We start from the raw sequence: 19,915 nt of genomic DNA, 5'->3' as shown, positions 1-19,915 counted from the left end.
CCATGAACGTTCTTTCCTGTATCAAACGCGTCCCGAACACCGGCGCGAAGATCGTACTGACGGAAGACCAGCAGCGAATCGACACGAGCAACCTGGGCTTTACCATGAGCCCGCACGAGGAGTGTGCCATCGAGGAAGCGATCCAGCTGATCGAGGAACACGGCGGCACGGCGCACGTCCTCACCCTCGGCCCCGACGAGGCGGACGAACAGCTCCGGACAGGACTGGCAATGCAGGCCGACGAAGCGACCCTGCTCGAGACCGACGGCGAGGAGTGGAGCCCGCGCGCGACGGCCGACGCGATCGCGAACGCGATCCGCGACCTGGACGACGCGTTCGACCTCCTGCTGTTCGGCAACGAGTCCGCCGACGTGGGCAACTACCAGGTCGGCGTCCGCGTCGCCCGCAAACTCGGACTCCCCTGCGTAACCGGGATCAAGTCCCTCGAGATCGAAGACGGGACGGCGATCGCGAAACGCGAAGTCTCCGGCGGGGAGGAGGTCTACGAGATCGACTTACCGGCCGTCGTCGCGGTCAAGGAAGGAATCAACGAACCGCGCTACGCGTCCATGCGTGCCAAGATGCAGGCCCGGAAACAGGAGGTTCCCAGTCTCGAGCCCGACGGCACTGCGGGTGCGGGAACCTTCGAAAAGGTCCGGTTGGAAGCTCCCGAGACGGACGACTCGGAGGCCGAGGTCCTGGGTGAGGGCCCCGATGCCGTGCCGGACGTGATCGAAGTCCTCGAGGAAGAGGTGGAAGTGCTATGATCCTCGCGTTCGTCGAACACGAGAGCGGCGTGCCGGACGAGACCTCGCTCGAGGCGCTGACGATGGCACGCGACCTGGCGGCAAGCGAGGGGACGGACTTCGCTGCCGTCGCCTTCGGCGACGAAGCGGCCGGCTTGACCGACGAACTCGGACGATATGGGGTCGACGAACTCCACCACGTCATCCACGATCGGCTCGAGGGCTATGCGCCCGAGGCGTGGGGCGAGAGCCTGGCACAGCTCACCCGCGAGATCGACGCGAGCACGATCACAGCCCCCGGAACGGACCGAGGTCACGAGGTGCTGGCTCACGCCGGCGCAACTCTCGACGCGCCGCTGGCGACGAACTGCCTCGAGATCGAAGCCGCCGACGGCGCGTACGAACTGCGTCGCCAGCGGTGGGGCGGTAGCTTGCTCGAGCACTCTCGGCTCGAGGGCGAGACGACGCTTGTCAGTGCCGCCGAACACGAACACCCGATCGAGGAGGTCGAGACGCCGACCGATCCGGCCGTCACGGAGTTTGCACCCTCGCTCGAGGAGTCACACTTCCGCGTGCAGGTCGACCGCGTCGAGACGACCGACGAGGAAGGCGTGCCGCTGGGCGAGGCACGCGTCGTCGTCGGCGGCGGCCGTGGCGTCGGCGGCCCCGAGGACTACGACAAACTCGAGGAACTGGCCGACCTGCTCGGCGGGACCGTCGGCGCCTCCCGGGCCGCGGTCAACGAGGGCTGGCGGCCCCACGACGACCAGATCGGTCAGACCGGCGCGAAGATCAGTCCGGACATCTACATCGCCTGCGGGATCAGCGGCGCGGTCCAGCACATGGTCGGCTGCAAGGGGGCCGAGAACATCCTCGCGATCAACACGGATCCGGAGGCTGCGATCATCCAGAAGGCCGACTACGCCGTTCTCGGTGACCTCCACGACGTCGTACCGGAACTCAACGACGCGATCCGCGAACAGCAGTAGCCGCCCTCACTCCCCGCGGAGGTGGGTCACGACTTCCTCCGGATCTGCCTGGAGTCCGCCGCCCTGTGCGGCCGTCGGACTGCCACCGCCACCGCCGCCGAACGCGTCCGTCACGCCATCGATCACCTCGCCGGCGTCTACCTCGCCGGTCGAGGCCACGACGACCGAGGGCGCGCCGCCCCTGTCGACGGCGGCGACCACGTCCGGTTCGTCCGGCCCTTCGCCGACGACTTCCCGTGCACCTTCGCTGACGGCGTTCGAGTCGATCCCCTCGAGCGTGCCGACGGCCCACGTCGCGCCGTCGCGTTCGACGGTCGGAAGCTCCGAGAGTCGGGACGTAACGACCTCTTCTTTCAGTTCCTCGAGTTCGTACTCGAGTTGCTCTCGATCATCCTGCAGGCGGGAGACGGCGTCGGGCAGTTCCGAAATGGGGACGCCACCCAGTCGACTCGCCTCGCGTGCGGCCGCCTGCACGTCGGCGGCGTGGTCGATTCCCGCCGGTCCGACCGAGAACTCGACGCGGGTGATGCCCTCACCGGGGTTCGAGCGGTCGAGTACCTCGATCGGACCGATCTGGCGGGTATTGTCGACGTGCGTACCGCCACAGGCCGCCACGTCCCACGGCCGGCCATCGGTCTCGTCGCCAACCGTCGACTTGTCGACGGTCACCACGCGGACGCGTTCGTCCGACTCGGCCTGGTAGTCGGCCATCGCGCCCTCTTCGGTCTTCTCGTTGAACGCGATTCCGTCGAGGTCGCGGGCCTTCGATTCCGGCAGTCGCTCCCACGTGACCGACCGTGCGTCCCAGACGGCCCGGTTCGAGAGGCGACCGAGTTCGACGAGGTCGTCGTCGTCGATCGGTTCGGCCGTCGTCAGGTCGATCCGGACCTTCTCCTCGCCGATGTCGAACCCCGCGTAGCCGAGGCCGTCGAACAGCCGCCGGCCAGCGCCGTAGACGACGTGACTCGCCGTGTGAGCGCGCATGCAGTAGGTTCGGAACGCATCGTCGACCGTGCAGTCGACCTCGTCGCCGGACTCGAGTGACGGCTCGGATGCGAGCGTATGAACGACCGTCCCGTTCCGTTTCTGGACCGTCTCGAGCCCGGTCCCGTCGATCGTACCGCGGTCGGCCGGCTGCCCGCCACCTTCGGGATAGAAGTACGTCTCCTCGAGTTCGACGTCGCGACCGTCGACGGCCGCGACCGTCGCCTCGAACTCCCGCACGGTGGGCGATTTCGGCGCGCGTGACATCGTCATGCAAGCGAGTCGGTTCCCGTCCGATAAAAAGGTCGCCGGTTCCGGGCGGAGCGGGAAGGGACGATACTCGAGCGAAACTATACTGGTCAGTGCGTTGAATGATTGTGGTTCGGGGTGGTTTACACTCGTACATGTGTAACTGAAAGTCGAGAACGAAGGGGGAGTATAACTGACGTAGAATACATCGACTACCGTCGTAACGACTCGATATCTCTTCTGAATAGTATTCTATCGTATCTGCCATTTCGATCTCAGTGAATGAATCTGTTTCCATCTCTCGAGAAGTGTTTGAGGGCGATATAGGCGAAATAGTCGCTGTATTCGCCTTTTGAATCGAAGTTGGCCCGAGCGAGCTATGTTAGAACTAGTTCTCGGTATAACTACCGCGTAGAACATATATCCTTCTATTAGTAGATATTTGGATAAGTATATTTTATCTACTATGCCTATTCGATCGGATCGAACGGCGTCCCGATCGGCGTCGACTCGTCGCGAACGTCCGCAAGGCCGAGTCGCTCGAGTGCGTCCGCGGTCGGTCGCCCATCTGTTCCCCAGTCACGGGTCCGATAGTAGGCGTCGAGTAGTCGTTCGAAGGCGTCCGGATCGAGTCTCCCGCCGGCGCCGAACAGCGATTCGGGGAGCCTATCCGCGCTCCGGTCGACTCCCTCGCGGACGTTGAACAGTCTGACGAGCGCCCAGATCCGTTCGCCGGTCCGGTACAGCCTCGAGGCGTCAGTCGGATACGACAGGTCGCTCTCGTCGTTCAGCGCCTCGAGGAACGTCGCCCCGCAGTCGCTCCACATCGTCTCGCCGGCGAAGTCGTCCGCGACGAGACTCCACAGGACCGATCGGACGTCCTGTGCGGTCCTGACTGCAGTGATCCGTTCGTCGCGGTCCCAGGCCTCGAAGACCTCTTCCTCGATCGGACGGGCACGGCGGTGACAGCCCCCGCGGTCGCTCGTCGCGTACGCGAGTGCCATCCCCGCCGCTGCACGGGGGTCGTACGCCGGCAGTTCCATTGCCTTCACGGTGGGAATCGAGCCCGTTCCGAACCGGTCCGCGGCTGCGTCGACGCCGCTCCTGAGCGTCTCGACGACCTGCTGATCGCAGGGTGCGTCGGCTCCCGTCGCGATCGCTTCGATGAGCGCCCGTGCCACGTCGCCGTCGCCGAACTCGAGGTCGCCGTCGATCGCACCTTCCTGGCTCGCTCGGACGGCCCAGGCGACGGCGTTGCCCGCGGAGATCACGTCGACGCCGAGTCTGTCACAGCGTTCGCCCAGCGTGGTGACGACATCGAAGTCGTCGATGCCCAGTCCCGCGCCGAGGGTCATCTGGGTCGCACCGCGTGGGACCGTCTCACCGTCGTCCGTCTCGATACGAAAGCCCCCTGGCACCGACTCGTCGGGATATTCGCGCCCGCTCGCGGCCTCCCGGACGGCGTCGATACCGATATCGCCAGTTCCCCCGAACTCGCTCTTCTGCCAGCCCTCTGTCGCGAGGGCGTCGACCTCGTCGGCGAAGTCGATCGACTCGAGAGTCTCGCTGGTGGCCTGCCAGATGCCGGTCTCGTCGCTTGCGTACCGGTCGGTGTACTCCTCGCGGAGACCGGCCAGTTCCGGCGTTGGGGGTTCTGCCGGCGGGCCGGCCGCGACCACGGCCTTGAGTCGCTTCGAACCCATGACGGCTCCGGCACCGCCGCGTCCGGCGTGGTGGTCGCCGGCGTCGGACGCGATCGTCGCGTAGCGGACCTCGTTCTCTCCGGCGGGACCGATGCACGCGGTGGCCGCGTCGGGATGAGCAGCAGCCGTCTCGACGGTATCGCGACCCCACGTTTCCGCGGGTTCGATCTCGGCCGTCCCATCCTCGACGACGATACGGACCGGGTCGTCGCTCTCGCCGGTTACGAGCAGGGCCAGACAGTCCTCGAGCGAGCCGGCGAGCCGTTCGGCGAAGCTCCCGCCCGCGTAGGAATCGAGAAAGAGCCCAGTCAGCGGCGACTTCGTCACCGCCGCGTATCGGGACTCGCCAGGGAGTGCACCAGCGAGCGGTCCGACGCAGAACGCGAGGACGTTCTCCGGCCCGAGGGGGTCGACACCCGCGTCTAGCTCCGCGTAGAGGTACCGGGCACCGATCCCCTTTCCGCCGAGGAACTGGCGTCGCCACCGTTCGGGAACCCGCTCTTTCCGGACGGTTTCCGTGATGAGATCCGCACGCAAGACGTGGGAACGGCCGACCATCGTCCGTCCCTACTGGCTCGAGACTGATATGTGTGCGTGAGAGTGACGACCATCTGATCAGATGTGGTTCCTCGCTGGTTCGTCTCGAGACGGTCTCTTCCTCGATTCGTCTTCGTCTCTCGAGCGACTCGATAGTCCGGTCCGATTCCTATCGACGTGTAATCGGCGGTGGGTCTTTGGAAGGTGGGGCCGGTAGTACCGGTATGTGTCGTCTCGGCTACTACGACAAGCTGCTGGTCGCTATCGCGGGCAGCCTCGCGCTCGGGATAGCGATCGGGCTCACGGCGTCCGTCGCGTTCCTGTCGGGGCTCGCAGCGGGTGCCATCGTCGCGACGATCTTCGTCTACGAGGCGATGTTCCGGAACCCGCCGATCCCGACGGAATCGGCACAGTACAGGGCTGCCGCGGTCGCCTGGCACGCGTTTCTCGTCGTGACGATCGTCGCGGCAGCCATCTGAGGCCCCGGCTTCACTTCCGCTCCGGTGGCCAAACCCTCTTACGCGCCCGCTACCCAGACGACGATAATGGACGGGATCGAGGACCTCGAGTTGCCTGCAGACGGCGAGTTGCCCTTCGACCCGGACGCCGTCACGATAGAGGACGGCGACGTCTTCGAACTGCTCGAGCCCGCGGTACAGCAGTGGTGGCTCGAGGAGTTCGGCGAGTACGTTCCCGAGAACGAGGGATTCTTCACGCCACCACAGCGGGGGGCGATCCCGAACGTCCACGAGGGCGAGAACACGCTGATCTGTGCGCCGACCGGGTCGGGGAAGACGCTGAGCGCGTTCTGTGCGATCATCAACGAACTCTATCGGCGGGATCGGGAGTTCGAAGAGGGACTGGAAAACTCCGTCTACTGTCTCTACGTCTCCCCGCTCAAATCGCTCGCCAACGACATCCACCGCAACCTCGAGGTGCCACTCGAGGGGATCGAGTCCATCGTAGACGAACGCGAGGGTCAAGAGATGGGCGAGATCCGCCACGCCATCCGCCACGGCGACACCTCCTCGAGCGACCGTCAGAAGATGCTCGAGGAGACGCCCCACATCCTGAACACGACACCCGAGACGCTGGCCATCCTGCTGAACTCGCCGAAGTTCCGCGAGAAGCTACGCACAGTGGAGTACGTCATCGTCGACGAGATTCACTCCCTGGCAGCCGGCAAACGAGGCACCCACCTCTCGGTGAGCCTCGAGCGACTCGAGGCGATGACCGACCACGATATTACCCGGATCGGCTGTTCGGCGACGATCGAACCGCTCGAGGGGGTTGCAGAGTTTCTCGTCGGTCGCGAGACGCCACGCGTCTCGGAACGGTCGAGCGGGGAGCGAAGCGACCCGGGAGACGGCGACGGGCCTGGTGGGGAGTCCCGCGAGTACGACATCGTCGACGCCCGCTTCGCCCGCGAGTTCGACCTCGAACTCGAGTGTCCGACCGACGACCTGATCAACACCTCCCGCGAGGTCGTTCAGGAGCGGTTCTACCGGATGCTCCACGAGCACGTCCAGGAGCACACGAACACGCTCGTGTTCACGAACACGCGGTCGGGGGCAGAACGCGTCCTGCACAACCTCCGCGAGCGATTCGACGGCTACGACGAGGACAACTCCGCCTGCCACCACGGAAGCCTCTCGAAAGAGGTCCGCCAGGACGTCGAAGCACGGCTCAAGGAGGGCAGTCTCGACGTCGTGACCTCCTCGACCTCGCTGGAACTGGGGATCGACATGCCCCACGTCGACCTCGTCGTCCAGGTCGGCTCGCCGAAATCCGTCGCCGCGCTCCTCCAGCGGGTCGGCCGTGCAGGGCATCGCGTCGGCCAGACCGTCACCGGGCGAGTAATCGCGCTCGATCGGGACGAACTGCTCGAGTGTGCCGTGATGCTGAAGAAGGCCGAGGACGGATTCGTCGACTCGGTGTCGATCCCGGAGAACGCCCAGGACGTCGCGGCCCAACACGTCTACGGGATGGCGATCGCCGAGATTCGGCCGGAGTCGGAAATCAAAGACATTCTGCGGCGAGCCTACCCCTACCGGAACTACTCCGAGGAGGAGTGGGAGTCGCTCGTGCGCTATCTCACCGCCGACTACGCCGGTTTAGAGGACAAGAACGTCTACGCGAAGATCTGGTGTGACGAAAACGACCCACCTGACGGAGAGCACCACCACGAGGAGTACCCCGTCGGCCAGCCCCTGATCGGCAAACGGGGACGGCTGGCGCGGGTGATCTACATGACGAACATCGGCACCATCCCCGACTCCTTTACCTGCGACGTCTACACCCGCGCGAGCGACGAGTGGGTCGGCCAGCTAGACGAAAGCTACCTCGACACCCTCGAGAAGGGCGACGTCTTCGTCCTCGGGGGCGACCACTTCGAGTACCAGTACCGGCGCGGCTCGAAGGTCTACGTCGACCGGACGAGCGCGCGGCCGACCGTCCCCTCGTGGTACTCCGAACGGCTGCCGCTGTCGTACGACCTCGGCTGCGAGATCCTCGCGTTTCAGAAACAGCTTCTCGAGCATTACGAGGACGGCGGGCCGCCGCGGGTTCGCGCCTGGCTCCGGGAGTTCCCGCTGGATGACGACAGCGTCCGAGCGATCGCGCGGCTGTTCGACCACCAGCTACAGTACGCCGGGGTCGAGAGCGTCAGCACGACCGATCGGCTCACGATCGAGGTCGAACGCGACCGTGACGAGTACGAACGCCACTACTACGTCCACTCGGCGTACGGCCGGAAGTTCAACGACGGCCTCTCGCGGCTGCTGGCCTACCACTGTGCACAGGAAGCCACAGCCAACGTCCGTGTGGCCGTCGCGGACAACGGCTTCGTCCTTTCGATGCCGCTGAACCGGAAAGTCGACATCGAAGGGATCGTCGAGGACCTCGATCCCGACGAGGTCCGGGAGGACCTGCGTGCGGCACTGAACGATACCGACCTCCTGCAGCGGTACTTCCGGATCAACGCGACGCGGTCGCTGATGATCCTCAAACGCTACAAGGGCTACGAGAAGTCCGCGAGCGAACAGCAGGTCTCGAGCGAGATGCTACTGGGATTCGCGGAGGACCTCGAGAACTTCGCCGTGATCGAGGAGACCTACCGCGAAATTCTCGAGGACAAACTCAACGTCGCGGAGATCGAGGAGATCGTCGCCGGAATCGAGTCGGGCGAGATCGACCTCGAGCGCCACCTCGTCGATTCGCCGACGCCGCGTGCGTTCGGCCTCGCGACGCTGTCGGCAAGCGACGTCGTCCTCGCGGAAGACGAGAGCGCGGCGCTGCAGGCGTTTCACGAGCACGTGTTAGAGGAGATCGGCGACGAGTCGCTTCGTGGGCTCTCCTCGGGGGAGTGACACAGCAGGTCGACCAGTATCCTTTTTGTCAACCCAGTGTATTTTCGGGTATGGTACAGAGCGTCCTGTTCAGTTTCACCGTTCTCTTCGGAATACTGCTCCTCGCAGGCGTTTTGGGTGCTTCATACGCCGGAACGATGCTGGCATTGAAGCGATTCTTCGGAGACGAGTATAGCGAACGCCCGCGAACGACCAGTGATTGATCCGAAACGGTCGGCGGCGAGTCGCTTCGTGGGCTCTCGGCCGGGGAATAACTCGTTCATCCACGAAAATATAGTAGGTGCGTGAGAACTATCGGCTATGCCGAGTCGCCTGGTGGCTGTCGCGAACGTGTTTCTATTCACTGGTTTCCTCGTCGTCCTCCTCAGTTCCCTCTCGTTTCCGGAGTTACCGCTTTCGGCCTGTACCGACGTCGGCTACCCCGGTGACGAACCGCCCGGTGGATTCGAGTACTACGAGTTCTACCTGGGATGGATGGCCTACTCGCCCGACGGCGGCGTCAATCGCTGTGAGACGCCGATCGTGACGATTGCGGTCGCGTTGCTCGCGGTCGGTGGCGCGCTCCGCGGCCTCGAGTACCGGTCACGATAACGCAGGAAGGAAGACGTTGACTCAGTGGACGCCGATGTAGGCCTCGCGGATGTAGTCGTCGTCCTGAAACTCGTCGGCGCTGCCCGCGAGTTCGACCTCGCCGGTCTCGAGCAGTGAGAGGCGTTCGGCGTGGTTTAGCGCGAACGTCGAATTCTGTTCCGCGAGGAAGATCGTCAGCCCTTCGTCGTGGAGGCGTTCGATCGCGCGGTCGATGTCCTCGATGATGACCGGAGCCAGTCCGATCGTGGGTTCGTCGAGCATCAGGAGGTCCGGGTCACCCATCAGCGCGCGGCCGATCGCGAGCATCTGCTGTTCGCCGCCGCTCATCGTCTCGGCCTCCTGATCACGGCGCTCGTCGAGTCGCGGGAACAGGTCGTAGACCATCTCGAGGTCCTCGCGGACGGCCGCGCGGTCGTCGCGGAACTGTGCGCCCATCAGCAGGTTCTCGTGGACCGAGAAAAACGGGAAGAGATCGCGTTTCTCGGTACAGTAGATCAGGCCGTTCTCGACGGCCTCCTGTGAGGACATCGTCTGGAGATCCTGGCCCTTGAACCGGATCGTTCCCTCGTAGTCGACGAAGCCGGCGATCGCGTTCAGCAGCGTCGTCTTGCCGGCACCGTTAGGGCCGATGATCCCGACGATCTCGCCGCGATGGATCGTCTCGGAGACGCCCTTCAAGGCGTGGGACTTGCCGTAGTAGACGTGGACGTCTTCGATCTCGAGGAGTGGATCGTCGCTCATCTAGATCCCCTCCCCGGCCAGGTACGCCTCCTGGACGGAGTCGTCCTCGACGATTTCCTCGGGCAGGCCCGCGGCCAGTTTGGACCCGTTGTGCAAGACGACGGTTCGGTCTACCAGTTGCATCAGTCCGCTCATGTTGTGATCGACCACGATCATGGTGATCCCCTCCTCGCGCATCGCTTCGATCTGTTTCGAGAGGGTCGCGATTTCGGCCTGATTCATCCCCGCGAACGGTTCGTCGAGCAAGAGCACGTCGGGTTCGGTCGCCAGCGCCTTCGCAATCTCGAGACGTCGGACGTCCGCGTGGGGGAGTTCGTCCGGCTGTTCCTCGAGTTTGTCGCCGAGACCGACGCGCTCGGCGTAGGCGTAGATTTCCTGCTCGTCGGCGCCGCCGTAGAACGAGCGGACGCTGTTGGGCAGCGTGAACAGTTTGATGTTGCCCGCGACGGGGTAGCGATCGATCGGGTTCGACTCCTGGGAGACGCGGGCGACTCCACGGTTGACGATCTCGTGGGTCTTCGCGTCCGTGATCTCCTCGCCGTCGAACCGGATCGCACCGTCGGTTACGTCGTAGATACTCATAATGCAGTTGAACACCGTCGTCTTGCCCGATCCGTTGGGGCCGATCAGCCCGACGATCTCGCCGCGGTCGATCGAAAACGAGACGTCGTCGACGGCGACGAGGCCGCCGAAGCGTTTGGTCAGGCTGTCTACCTCGAGGATCGTCACTCTCGATCACCTCCGATGGCACCAACGACGTGCCAGAGGATTCGGAACAGCCCGTCTCGAGCGAGTACCAGCACGGTAAGTACCAGCAGCCACAGCACTACCCAGCGGACGTGTCCGAGTCCGTGCAGGATCTCGTCGCGCAACACGATGAAGAGGAATGCACCGCCTAACGCGCCGAGGATTGAACTCATGCCGCCGATCACCGCCATCGCGATGATCTCGATGCTGTTGTCGACGACGATGAACGTCATCGGGTCGACGTTGCCGTAGAAGTGAGCGAGCATGACGCCGCCGACGCCCATCACGAACGAGCTGATGCCGAACGACCAGAGCTTGAACTTGGTGGGGTCGAGCCCCGCGGCCGAGACAGCGGCCTCGTTCTCGCGGATTGCTACGAGGATCATCCCGACGTTCGACCGCGCGATGACGGTCAGTACGACCGCGATGGCTAGCATCGGGAGCAGCATGACGTAGTATCGGGCGACCGGGTCGGCTCCGGTGTACCACATCTCGACGCCGCTGAATCCGGTCTCGCCGCCCAGCAGTCCCGGGAACGCGTAGGTCAGCCGATAGAACAGCAGGACGGCGACGAACGTGATCAGCGAGAAGTACGGCCCGTGAAGCCGCAGCGACGGCAGGCCGATCACGAGTCCCACGACGACCGCTGCGAGGATCGAGACCGGGATCGTCACCCAGAGTCCGAGCCCGGGGTCGACGTGAGTTACGAGCAGCGCGGTCGCGTACGCGGCCGCACCGGACAGTACGGAGTGACCGAAACTGATGTAGCCCGTGTAGCCGCTCTGGAAGTCCCAGCCCATCGCGAAGATGGCCCAGATAGCAGCAAGCGTCAGTGTACGCATGTAGTTGCCGACCAGGTACGGCGTCCACAGCGGCGCCGCGAGCAGGACGACCAGCGTCGAAAGCAACATGAACAGCTGGAGGCCGGTCATCGTCCCGACGTACGCCCCGAAGCGGCGGTTGAACCGATCCGCAATCGGGTCGAACGTCCGGTCGATCGGTGCGAGGACCCGCGTGAGTCCCCGGCCGATCGGATCGACGATCGACTGCTGTACCGTTCCGCCGAGTTGCTGTGTCGAATCACTCATGGACGAACTCCCTCCCGTAGATGCCTTCCGGTAACACCAGCAGGACGACGACGAGCACGATCAGGGCGAAGATCCCCCGGAAACTCGAGCCCAGCAGGTCGAGCACCGGGAGCCCGAATTCGGGGCCGTACACGACGAGGGTCTCGAGGTAGCCGATCAGGTACGCCGCGAGGATCGAGCCCTTGATCGAGCCGATGCCGCCGATGACGACGATGATGAACGCAAGTGCAAGCGGGTCGAGCCACATCAGCGGCGTCAGCGCGTACGTGTCGGTGCCGACGAGGAAGACGCCGGCGACGGCTGCCAGCGCGCCGGCGATGAACCACGTCCGTGCCCGCACCTTGTGGACGTCGACGCCGGTAAGCTGGGCGCCGCGTTCGCTCATCGACGTCGCGAGAATCGCTCGGCCACTGTCCGTTTTCGTCACGTAGTACCAGAGAAGCCCGATCGCGATCCACGAGACGGCAAACGCCGCCAGTTCCGTGTAGGAGACGAACGTTCCGAGCACCGAGACGCCGCTTCCGGGCAGCGTGAGCGGGCCGAGGCTCGGATCCGACGTGATGATCGTGAACCGTTCGGGCGTCTGTCCGATACCCCAGATCATTATTTCGGTGAACGCGGTCGCGACGACGACCGTCGCCAGGAACGTGATGACGACGTTCTCCTCGATGTACCTGACGAGCAACACGTACAGCAGGTAGGAGGCGACGGCGATGCCGAGTACCGTCGCTGGCAGGGCCACGAGGGAGTTGACCGCGACGGCCTCGAGGTAGACGTCGCGCTGGACGAACAGGAACAGGTAGCTGCCGGCCATGATCAACGCGCCGTGGGCGAGGTTCAACACGCCACCGACGCCGAAGATCATCGTGAAGCCGATGGCGATCAGCGCGTAGAGGGCGCTGATGATCGCCCCGGTGACCAGCACTGTGAGGAACGCATCGAGCATGTTTATCCCATCCACGGCGGCGCCTGGTGGTCGGCCGTGCGATGCGCTTCGGGGTAGACACACTCGATTTCGCCTTCGGGAGTCCACTGGGTGACCGGGAAGTTCGAGATGACGTCGTCCTCGTCACGGGTCTCCTGAAGGTCGTGTGGATAGTCGCTGTCGGGACCGTAGAACTCGACGGTGCCCGCGGTGCCGGTGTACTCGGTCTCGAGCATCGCGTCGACGATGTCGTCGAGGTCGCTCTCCCAGTTGGTCGTCCCCGCCCGTTCGACGGCCTCGTGGTAGACGTGGATGGCGTCGTACGTGTTGAACCCCATGTACATCGGCAGCGCCGGTTCGTCGTACTCCTCCTGATAACGCTCGACGAAGTCCTGGGTATGCTCGGTGATGGCTGTGGCACCGGCGGCACCGGACTGGGACGTCGTCTCGAAACTCGCGGCACCCTCCATGACCTCGAAGAAGTCCGGCGTCATCGAGGCGACGTGGATCCCCTCGATGCCGAAGTCGAGTTCCTGCTGGTGCCAGGCACCGAGCAGTTCGGTCGCGATGTTGTGGGCGAAAAATCGGAAGACTGCGTCGGGAGCCGCGTTCTGGAGATCGCCGATCACCGAACTCCAGTCGTCGAGTCCCGGCTGGAGTCGATCCTCGTGGACGACCTCGTACCCTCGATCCTCGAGGATGTCCGGCAGGTTCTCGGCGAACGGTTCCGTCCACGCCGCGTTGTCCGCGAGGAACGCGAACTCCTCCCAGCCGTGACGTTCCTCGAGGTACTCGGCGTAGTCGCCCATCGCTTCGGCCTGCAGGTTCGAGTTGATCGGACCCGACCGGAAGACGCTCTTGTACTGTTCGTAGTCGTCGGCGACGAAGTCGGTGACCAGCGACGGTGCCGCCGACCCGGTGATGATAAACGGGATTCCGTACTCACCGATCGTCTCGAGGGCACCCTGGGTCGCCTCGCTCGAGAACGTTCCGACGAGCAGGTCGGCGTTTTCGACCTCGATCAGCCGCTCGGTCTCGTCCTGGGTTTCGCCGGGATCGCTCAGCGTGTCGACGACGACGAGTTCGACGTCGGCTCCGTCGATGCCGCCGTCGTCGTTGATCTCGTCGACGGCCATCTCTGCGGCGTTTTCGGCACCGACGCCCTGGTCCTGTCCCAGCGGTGCCAGGACGCCGATCGTGACCTCGCCGCCTGCGCCGGCCTCGCCGCTCAGGTCGAGACAGCCGGCGACGGAGGTCGCCACCGCACCAGTCCCCGCCGCAAGGAAGCGACGTCGGTCGACACCGGTTCGTCCATCGGTCGATTCCGCCCCGTGTGTGTTACTATCGTTATCCATTTGGACCACTCGGTTAACGTGTTTCGGATTATTTTTTATACATATTAAGTCTGTTCCTCGTTAGCGCAGTTCACTTGTTATCTGGTAGCTCGTCTTATGGCGAGTGTATTCGGCCTCGAGCGTCGGGAGCAGATCGAACGCGGCTGTCTCGACGGCTATCACTCCCACTGGTCGCTCCTGGCCCGCCCAGCAGCAATCGAGGAAGGTGACCGAAACGAACACGTAACGTCAGCCGGATGTTCGTGTATGGACGACGAGCCGCCGAACTGGGACTTCAAGGATCGCGACATCGCGATCCTCTGTGAGCTATCGAACGATCCACAGCTCTCTTCGCGGGAGTTGACGGACGTCCTCGAGGAGCAGTACGACATCGACGTCTCTCACGTCACGGTAAGCGAGTCGATTCGCCGGATGCGCGACGAGGGCGTCTTCCGGGAGGCGATCATCCCCAACGAGGAGTACTACATCTTCGCGCTGTTCGAGTTCAAGTTCAACGCCGAGAACTTCGCCGACGGCTGGCGCGACGCGATGAACCACATCAAATCGGACAAACACACCCTCTTTTACTTCCTCTCGGACGGCGAGTACCAGTGGAAGACCGTGATGATGTTCCGAACTCGCGAGCAGATCTCACAATGGATCCACGAGTTCTACAAGGAGTACGGCGACGTCATCGAGAACGTACGCAACTCCGCCGTCCACAACGTCCTCAAGTTCGAGACCGATCCCGAGATCTACGAGGACCTGCGCGAGGAGACCGATCTCGAGTGAACGACTGAATCGAGTCGCACCTGAACCGTTCGCGTCGACACCACCGCTCGATGCGAACCACTTTCTCTCGACGCTCGAGCGCACACGAGCGACGACACCTGTCGACGGGCAAAGCGTAAGCGGACCGAGCGTGTGCGTGTATCCACGAGGTGGCACGGCCCGCTCGAGCATGACCCGAACCGACTCGAAGGAGCGATACCTGGCCGCGAAACGAACCGTCGACGACCGCGCACTCGATCGAGCCGTCCTCGAAGAACTCGAACCCCTCCTCGAGTCGTCGTCGTCCGTCGTCGAGATCGGTGCCGGAATCGGGACGATGCTCCAGCGACTCGCCGAGTGGGACCTGCTCCCGGATCGGCTCACGTACACGCTGGTCGACGTCGACGCCGACGCGATCGGGACCGTCAGGAAACGGCTCCCGGCGTGGGCGAGAGAACAGGGGTACACAGTGGCGAGTGAGCGGCCGATCCGCCTCGAGCGCGACGGACAGGTCGTGACGATCGAGACGGTCGTCGCCGACGCGACGGTCTACCTCGAGACCGCCGATCCGGACCTGTTGATTGGCGCGGCCGTGCTCGATCTCTTCGAGCCAGGCGAAACCGAGGCGCTTTTCGACCGGATTCCGGACGGCTGTCACTGCTACTTCCCGATCACCTTCGACGGCGGGACGACGTTCCAGCCGACGGTCTTCCCGGCGTTCGACGACCACGTCGTCGAGCGCTACCACGAGGACATGCACCGCCGCGAGGAGCCCGGTGACCCCCACGCCGGCCGCCACCTGCTCGCTCGAGCGGCGACGGACCACACGTTGCGTGCGGCGGGTGCGTCCGACTGGGTGGTCTGTGCCGACGGAGCCGAGTACCCGGCCGACGAGGGGTACTTCCTCCACTACATCGTCGACACCGTCTCGAGGGCACTCGCGGACGATCCAGCCGTGGACGACGACCGCCTGGAGACGTGGACTGAACGTCGCCACGAACAGATAGAGCGAGGCGAACTCGTCTACGTCGCCCACCAGCTGGACGTGTTACTGACCGTTTAACGACGCCGACTGCGAACGGAGAAACGCCCGCACCTTCCCCATCGTCTCTTCCCAGCCCGGATAGCGTTCGGCCGTCTCGAGTGCGTTTCGACCGAGTTCGACCAGTCGGTCGCGGTCGTCGTCGAGTATCGCGAGCAAAGACGCCAGTCGTTCGTCGTTACCCGGTGTCAGGAGGAATCCGTCGTGGCCGTGATCGACGAACTCGCGTGCTCCACCGACGGCGCTCGCGACCGGGACGACGCCGTACTCCATCGCCTCGAGGTACACCATCCCGAACGCCTCGTACCGCGAGGGGACACAGCAGACGTGGCTGTCGGCGAGGACGGCCACGAGGGTCGAGTCGTCGACCTCGCCGGTGAACGTCACCCGGTCCTCGAGGCCGCGTTCGGTTGCGTATTTGCGGACAGCTGTGGCGTAGTCGGGTTCCGCGTCGTGGCTCCCGACGACGGTCACATCCCAGTTCCGGCCCGCGCGTGCGACTGCCGACAACAGCGTCTTCGGATCCTTTCTGGGCACCAAATTGCCGACGAACGCGATCCGAAGCGGCCCCTCGTCGGCCCGATCCGTGACCCGGTCCGGCGACACTGCCGGCGATTCGACCCGGCCGCCGGGCGTCGCGACCAGGTTCGGTTTCGAGGCGACTGCGGGCGTCAGTCTGCTCGCGCGCGTCCGCGTGAACTCGCTGGTCGTGATCGTCGCGTCGACCGACTCGAGGTAGCGCCGCTCGACCGGACGATAGAGGGAAGCGAATCGCTCGGTCGGATCGTCCGACCGGAGGTGGTGGACGAGCGCGACGACGGCGTCGGGGCGCGTGAGCCGACGGTTGTGCCACCACAGCGACGGGTGACAGAGTTCGTCCTGGACGAGGACGTCGACGGACCGATCGAGCCTCGAGCGAATCGACCGGGAGAGACCATCGAGGAGGCCTCTCGAGTACCGACGCCACGGAATCGCGATCACGTCGACCGTGTCTCCGCGGTCTCGAAGCGCCGAGACGAGCCGTCGGTCGTACCGGAAGCCACCCGAGGTTTTCTCGAGTCCGCCGTAGACGACCAGTCCGACGTGCATCCTGACCTCAGAGATATCGTTCGTGACTTACGGTGGCGACGTCGTCCTCCCGGAGCCGAATCTCGAGGACGGTCGCCGCCTCCGGATTCAATCGATCCAGCAACCGGTCGCCGAACACGCTCGCGAACCGTTCGGCGCTCGGATTCACGCCTTCGAACGCCGGCAACTCGTTGAGCGTCTCGTCGCGAAACTCGGCGACGACGCCCTCGAGTGCTTCGACGACGGCGTCGATGTTTACGAGATAGCCGTACTCACCGAGTTCCGGGCCGCGAAACGTCGCTTCGACGGTAAAGTGATGAGAGTGGAGGTCTCCCTCGGGACCGGGGTCCGGCACCGTCAGGTAGTGCTGGGCGACGAACGACCGCGAGACGGAGACGCCGTACATACCTCGGAGTATACGGTAGTGAACTTAAGTCCGGTCCCGTCTCTCAGTTGCTCCTCGAGGCACTCTCCGCTGGAGCCGATCGACAACACCTGTCACGTACCGTTTACGATCGACAGGACGTGGAAAGTTCTGCTGAAAACGCGTACAGCGTTACAGCGGCTGTCTCCCTTGCGATCCCGTATTCCAGGCTCGTTCCCGAGATCGTCGAAGTCCGGATCGTCGATTATCGAAAACCCGATCAAAAGAAGATAAGTTATCCGTCAGGAGTACACTTGCTCCGATAGTTCACAGAGAACAACTATGTCTGGTAAGTACGACCTCGTTATCGTCGGTGGGGGAATCAGTGGTGCATCCCTGCTGTACACGACCGCGAAGTTCACTGACGTCGACTCGATCGCGCTGGTCGAGAAGGAATCGGAGATCGCAGCGATCAACTCACACTGCACGAACAACTCCCAGACGCTTCACTTCGGGGACATCGAGACCAACTACACCCTCGAGAAAGCCGAGGAGGTAAAGGAGGGTGCAGAACTGCTGGCGGGATATCTCGAGAACTACGATTCCGACCAGGAGATGCACGACAAGCGCAGCAAGATGGTCCTCGGCGTCGGCGAGGAGGAAGTCGAGAAACTCGAGAAGCGATACGAGGAGGAGGGCTTTGGCGACCTCTTCCCGAAACTCGAGGCGATCGGCCGCGAAGAGATCGCCGACCTCGAGCCGAAGGTCGTCGAGGGACGAGATTCGGACACGGAGATGCTCGCGCTCCAGACGCCAGACGGCTACGTCGTCGACTACGGCGAGGTGGCGAAGTCGCTGGTCGAGCGCGCAAAAGAAGAAGAGGGCGTCGACGTCTACACCGGCACGGAAGTCACGGACATCACGGAGACGACCGACGGCTACACGCTCTCGACGGACGACGGGCCGTTCGACTGTGACGTCACCGTTGTCGCGGCCGGTTCACACAGCCTCCAGATCGCGAAGGAACTCGGCTACGGCGAGGGGAAGGTTCTGCTGCCCGTCGCCGGGAGTTTCTTCCTCGCCGACAACTTCCTGAACGGGAAGGTGTACACCCTCCAGATGAAGAAACTCCCGTTCGCCGCGGTTCACGGCGACGCCGACGTCCACGACGGGAGCATCACTCGGTTTGGACCGACCGCAAAACTCGTCCCGACGCTCGAGCGCGGCCGTCTCTCGACCGTCCGGGACTTCTTCGACGTCTTCGGACTGAACGCTGCGTCGTTCATTAGCTACGCCAACATCCTCGCAGACCGAATTCTCCTGCCGTACGTGCTCAAGAACCTCGTCTACGACCTGCCCAAGGTCGGACCGCGAGCCTTCCTCCCGCACGTCCAGAAGGTCGTCCCGACCGCGACGCTTGAGGACATCGACCGCGCGGAGGGGTACGGCGGCGTCCGCCCACAGATCGTCGACACGAAGAACCGCTCGCTCGACATGGGCGAGGCGAAAATCGTCGGCGACGACATCATCTTCAACATCACGCCGTCGCCGGGTGCCTCGACGTGTCTCAAGAACGCCATGCAGGACACGCACACGCTGCTGGACTTCTTCGACGAGGAATACGAGTTCGACGAGTCGGCGTTCCGCGAAGACACGATCGACAACTTCCCGCGCGAGGGCGCGGCAGACGACACGGACGAGAAGACCGTCGACGACGTCCCTGCCGCGGACGACTGATACGGATTGCTGTACCGATGTACCGGCGCAACCGCCGCCCAGGTCGCGGTTGCACCGGAAATGACTTACAGTAAACCGTATGACGGGAGACGTCGACCTACGAACGGAACGCACGAACGGTATCACGTTTGCTCGATTCGACGACGACCTCGTCTAACCCCTCGTCGGTGAAGACGCGGTTCCAGTCACGGTAGTAGAGGGGGACGTCCTCGTCGACGTACTCTACGTCGCCGTCGGTCGACTCCGTTTCTGCCCCTTCGTTCTCGACCGTAACGAGGAGTTCGTCCGTAACCCGGGACAGTTCCGCGAAGACCCACTCGGCATCCGGATGGACGTGCTGGAGCGTCTCCACCGAGTAAATTGCGTCGAACCGACCGTCGTCGAACTCCTCGAGGACGTCTTCGATCGCATCGGCGTAGAACGTCCCTTCGCTTGCGAGGTCTGGATAGTGCTCCGCCATGACATCGAACGCGTCGTCGTTGATCTCGATACCCGCCAGGTCGTCGAACCCGTCGTCGTAGAGATGGGAGAGGTGCCGACCCGAACTACAGCCCAGTTCCAGGACGGAAGCGTCTCGCCCGACGAACTGCTCGAGAATGCGTCTGATCGTCTCACTCGTCTCGTCGGGCCCGTAGTACGCGTAGTACTCCGGAGAATACTCGCCGGAACGTCGTGCCCACTCGCGACGGGTCTCGGTAGAATCCACGTTATCCGTCCACCGCCGAGCCTTAAAGTACCGTGGTCTCGACGACGATCTCTGTCAGCGACGGATCGGCAGTGACTGCTCGAGGCCAAATGTGTTTTTGACGAAATTTCTGCTCTGGTGTAACTAGATGACATTATATACGTTATAATCGGCATTACATAGCCCATAACCTGGTTGTATCCCTGATATTCTATCCTAATCGAGAAAACATATTGTGGATATAAA

Annotated in this window: 19 protein-coding genes; 9 read left to right on the top strand and 10 right to left on the bottom strand. The window is 63.6% G+C overall.

The window, feature by feature from the left end; translation table 11 throughout:
* The first annotated feature begins 2 nt into the window (after positions 1 to 2).
* Positions 3 to 767 (top strand): electron transfer flavoprotein subunit beta/FixA family protein, encoded by a 765-nt coding sequence (locus BLR35_RS05660; RefSeq protein WP_090378619.1) that lies wholly within the window; start codon positions 3 to 5, stop codon positions 765 to 767.
* A complete protein-coding gene (locus tag BLR35_RS05655; protein WP_090378617.1) occupies positions 764 to 1,735 on the top strand; it encodes an electron transfer flavoprotein subunit alpha/FixB family protein in 972 nt (323 codons plus the stop codon). Before BLR35_RS05660 ends, BLR35_RS05655 begins: the two co-directional genes overlap by 4 nt.
* 6 nt (positions 1,736 to 1,741) lie before the next feature.
* On the opposite strand, the gene BLR35_RS05650 is transcribed toward BLR35_RS05655, so the two are convergent.
* Together BLR35_RS05650 and BLR35_RS05645 are read right to left on the bottom strand one after the other, a co-directional pair.
* Entirely contained in the window at positions 1,742 to 2,992 is a 1,251-nt protein-coding gene (locus BLR35_RS05650; RefSeq protein WP_090378614.1) for an alanyl-tRNA editing protein, read from the bottom strand.
* A 446-nt stretch (positions 2,993 to 3,438) separates the two neighbouring features.
* Entirely contained in the window at positions 3,439 to 5,229 is a 1,791-nt protein-coding gene (locus BLR35_RS05645) for an aldehyde ferredoxin oxidoreductase family protein (protein ID WP_090378611.1), read from the bottom strand.
* Positions 5,230 to 5,432: 203 nt separating this feature from the next.
* On the opposite strand from BLR35_RS05645, the gene BLR35_RS05640 reads away from it, so the two are divergent.
* The 4 genes from BLR35_RS05640 (at position 5,433) to BLR35_RS05630 (ending at position 9,167) form a co-directional block, all read left to right on the top strand.
* Entirely contained in the window at positions 5,433 to 5,687 is a 255-nt protein-coding gene (locus BLR35_RS05640) for a DUF8015 family protein (RefSeq protein ID WP_090378608.1), read from the top strand.
* A gap of 66 nt (positions 5,688 to 5,753) precedes the next feature.
* On the top strand, positions 5,754 to 8,576 hold the full coding sequence (locus BLR35_RS05635) for an ATP-dependent helicase (RefSeq protein ID WP_090378605.1): 2,823 nt from the start codon (positions 5,754 to 5,756) through the stop codon (positions 8,574 to 8,576).
* A 50-nt stretch (positions 8,577 to 8,626) separates the two neighbouring features.
* The gene (locus BLR35_RS20570; RefSeq protein WP_170830971.1) at positions 8,627 to 8,779 is read left to right on the top strand and encodes a hypothetical protein; all 153 of its coding nucleotides are present in this window, start codon (positions 8,627 to 8,629) and stop codon (positions 8,777 to 8,779) included.
* A gap of 97 nt (positions 8,780 to 8,876) precedes the next feature.
* Positions 8,877 to 9,167, top strand: coding sequence for a hypothetical protein (locus BLR35_RS05630; RefSeq protein ID WP_090378602.1), 291 nt, complete (start codon positions 8,877 to 8,879; stop codon positions 9,165 to 9,167).
* 21 nt (positions 9,168 to 9,188) lie between these two features.
* Here the strand turns inward: BLR35_RS05630 and BLR35_RS05625 are convergent, their stop codons facing one another.
* The 5 genes from BLR35_RS05625 to BLR35_RS05605 are packed head-to-tail and all read right to left on the bottom strand — an operon-like array spanning position 9,189 to position 14,023.
* Positions 9,189 to 9,908: an ABC transporter ATP-binding protein gene (locus BLR35_RS05625; protein ID WP_090378599.1), complete on the bottom strand. Its 720-nt coding sequence runs from the start codon at positions 9,906 to 9,908 to the stop codon at positions 9,189 to 9,191.
* Positions 9,909 to 10,637: an ABC transporter ATP-binding protein gene (locus tag BLR35_RS05620; protein ID WP_090378594.1), complete on the bottom strand. Its 729-nt coding sequence runs from the start codon at positions 10,635 to 10,637 to the stop codon at positions 9,909 to 9,911.
* Entirely contained in the window at positions 10,634 to 11,743 is a 1,110-nt protein-coding gene (locus BLR35_RS05615; RefSeq protein WP_090378587.1) for a branched-chain amino acid ABC transporter permease, read from the bottom strand. Before BLR35_RS05615 ends, BLR35_RS05620 begins: the two co-directional genes overlap by 4 nt.
* Positions 11,736 to 12,689: a branched-chain amino acid ABC transporter permease gene (locus tag BLR35_RS05610; protein ID WP_090378584.1), complete on the bottom strand. Its 954-nt coding sequence runs from the start codon at positions 12,687 to 12,689 to the stop codon at positions 11,736 to 11,738. The genes BLR35_RS05615 and BLR35_RS05610 overlap by 8 nt, the downstream gene beginning before the upstream one ends.
* Before the next feature lie 2 nt (positions 12,690 to 12,691).
* Positions 12,692 to 14,023 (bottom strand): ABC transporter substrate-binding protein, encoded by a 1,332-nt coding sequence (locus tag BLR35_RS05605; RefSeq protein ID WP_090378580.1) that lies wholly within the window; start codon positions 14,021 to 14,023, stop codon positions 12,692 to 12,694.
* Between the two features lie 246 nt (positions 14,024 to 14,269).
* Between BLR35_RS05605 and BLR35_RS05600 the strand changes: the two genes are divergently transcribed.
* On the top strand, positions 14,270 to 14,794 hold the full coding sequence (locus BLR35_RS05600) for a winged helix-turn-helix domain-containing protein (RefSeq protein ID WP_090379711.1): 525 nt from the start codon (positions 14,270 to 14,272) through the stop codon (positions 14,792 to 14,794).
* A gap of 169 nt (positions 14,795 to 14,963) precedes the next feature.
* Positions 14,964 to 15,836 (top strand): class I SAM-dependent methyltransferase, encoded by an 873-nt coding sequence (locus BLR35_RS05595; protein WP_090378577.1) that lies wholly within the window; start codon positions 14,964 to 14,966, stop codon positions 15,834 to 15,836.
* Here BLR35_RS05595 and BLR35_RS05590 read toward each other — a convergent pair.
* Both BLR35_RS05590 and BLR35_RS05585 read right to left on the bottom strand, forming a co-directional pair.
* On the bottom strand, positions 15,822 to 16,904 hold the full coding sequence (locus BLR35_RS05590; protein WP_090378574.1) for a glycosyltransferase family 4 protein: 1,083 nt from the start codon (positions 16,902 to 16,904) through the stop codon (positions 15,822 to 15,824). The two genes, BLR35_RS05595 and BLR35_RS05590, sit on opposite strands and share 15 nt — an antisense overlap.
* A gap of 7 nt (positions 16,905 to 16,911) precedes the next feature.
* Positions 16,912 to 17,289 (bottom strand): 6-pyruvoyl trahydropterin synthase family protein, encoded by a 378-nt coding sequence (locus BLR35_RS05585; RefSeq protein WP_090378570.1) that lies wholly within the window; start codon positions 17,287 to 17,289, stop codon positions 16,912 to 16,914.
* Positions 17,290 to 17,589: 300 nt separating this feature from the next.
* Here BLR35_RS05585 and BLR35_RS05580 point away from each other — a divergent pair, with 300 nt between their 5' ends.
* On the top strand, positions 17,590 to 18,984 hold the full coding sequence (locus BLR35_RS05580; protein WP_090378567.1) for an FAD-dependent oxidoreductase: 1,395 nt from the start codon (positions 17,590 to 17,592) through the stop codon (positions 18,982 to 18,984).
* 97 nt (positions 18,985 to 19,081) lie between these two features.
* Here the strand turns inward: BLR35_RS05580 and BLR35_RS05575 are convergent, their stop codons facing one another.
* Positions 19,082 to 19,690, bottom strand: coding sequence for a class I SAM-dependent methyltransferase (locus BLR35_RS05575; RefSeq protein ID WP_090378564.1), 609 nt, complete (start codon positions 19,688 to 19,690; stop codon positions 19,082 to 19,084).
* Between the last annotated feature and the right edge of the window lie 225 nt (positions 19,691 to 19,915).

Origin of the sequence: Natronobacterium texcoconense, from assembly GCF_900104065.1 — an archaeon.
In the GTDB taxonomy this organism is placed as follows: Archaea; Halobacteriota; Halobacteria; order Halobacteriales; family Natrialbaceae; genus Natronobacterium; species Natronobacterium texcoconense.
The sequence above is the reverse complement of the archived record's forward strand: the minus strand, read 5'-3'. Positions and strand labels throughout refer to the sequence as shown.

Bases quoted from the DNA above. Each gene is read 5' to 3' on its own strand.
- BLR35_RS05660 (WP_090378619.1), top strand. From the start codon at position 3: ATGAACGTTCTTTCCTGTATCAAACGCGTCCCGAACACCGGCGCGAAG.
- BLR35_RS05655 (WP_090378617.1), top strand. From the start codon at position 764: ATGATCCTCGCGTTCGTCGAACACGAGAGCGGCGTGCCGGACGAGACC.
- BLR35_RS05650 (WP_090378614.1), bottom strand. From the start codon at position 2,992: ATGACGATGTCACGCGCGCCGAAATCGCCCACCGTGCGGGAGTTCGAG.
- BLR35_RS05645 (WP_090378611.1), bottom strand. From the start codon at position 5,229: ATGGTCGGCCGTTCCCACGTCTTGCGTGCGGATCTCATCACGGAAACC.
- BLR35_RS05640 (WP_090378608.1), top strand. From the start codon at position 5,433: ATGTGTCGTCTCGGCTACTACGACAAGCTGCTGGTCGCTATCGCGGGC.
- BLR35_RS05635 (WP_090378605.1), top strand. From the start codon at position 5,754: ATGGACGGGATCGAGGACCTCGAGTTGCCTGCAGACGGCGAGTTGCCC.
- BLR35_RS20570 (WP_170830971.1), top strand. From the start codon at position 8,627: ATGGTACAGAGCGTCCTGTTCAGTTTCACCGTTCTCTTCGGAATACTG.
- BLR35_RS05630 (WP_090378602.1), top strand. From the start codon at position 8,877: ATGCCGAGTCGCCTGGTGGCTGTCGCGAACGTGTTTCTATTCACTGGT.
- BLR35_RS05625 (WP_090378599.1), bottom strand. From the start codon at position 9,908: ATGAGCGACGATCCACTCCTCGAGATCGAAGACGTCCACGTCTACTAC.
- BLR35_RS05615 (WP_090378587.1), bottom strand. From the start codon at position 11,743: ATGAGTGATTCGACACAGCAACTCGGCGGAACGGTACAGCAGTCGATC.
- BLR35_RS05610 (WP_090378584.1), bottom strand. From the start codon at position 12,689: ATGCTCGATGCGTTCCTCACAGTGCTGGTCACCGGGGCGATCATCAGC.
- BLR35_RS05605 (WP_090378580.1), bottom strand. From the start codon at position 14,023: ATGGATAACGATAGTAACACACACGGGGCGGAATCGACCGATGGACGA.
- BLR35_RS05600 (WP_090379711.1), top strand. From the start codon at position 14,270: ATGGACGACGAGCCGCCGAACTGGGACTTCAAGGATCGCGACATCGCG.
- BLR35_RS05595 (WP_090378577.1), top strand. From the start codon at position 14,964: ATGACCCGAACCGACTCGAAGGAGCGATACCTGGCCGCGAAACGAACC.
- BLR35_RS05590 (WP_090378574.1), bottom strand. From the start codon at position 16,904: ATGCACGTCGGACTGGTCGTCTACGGCGGACTCGAGAAAACCTCGGGT.
- BLR35_RS05585 (WP_090378570.1), bottom strand. From the start codon at position 17,289: ATGTACGGCGTCTCCGTCTCGCGGTCGTTCGTCGCCCAGCACTACCTG.
- BLR35_RS05580 (WP_090378567.1), top strand. From the start codon at position 17,590: ATGTCTGGTAAGTACGACCTCGTTATCGTCGGTGGGGGAATCAGTGGT.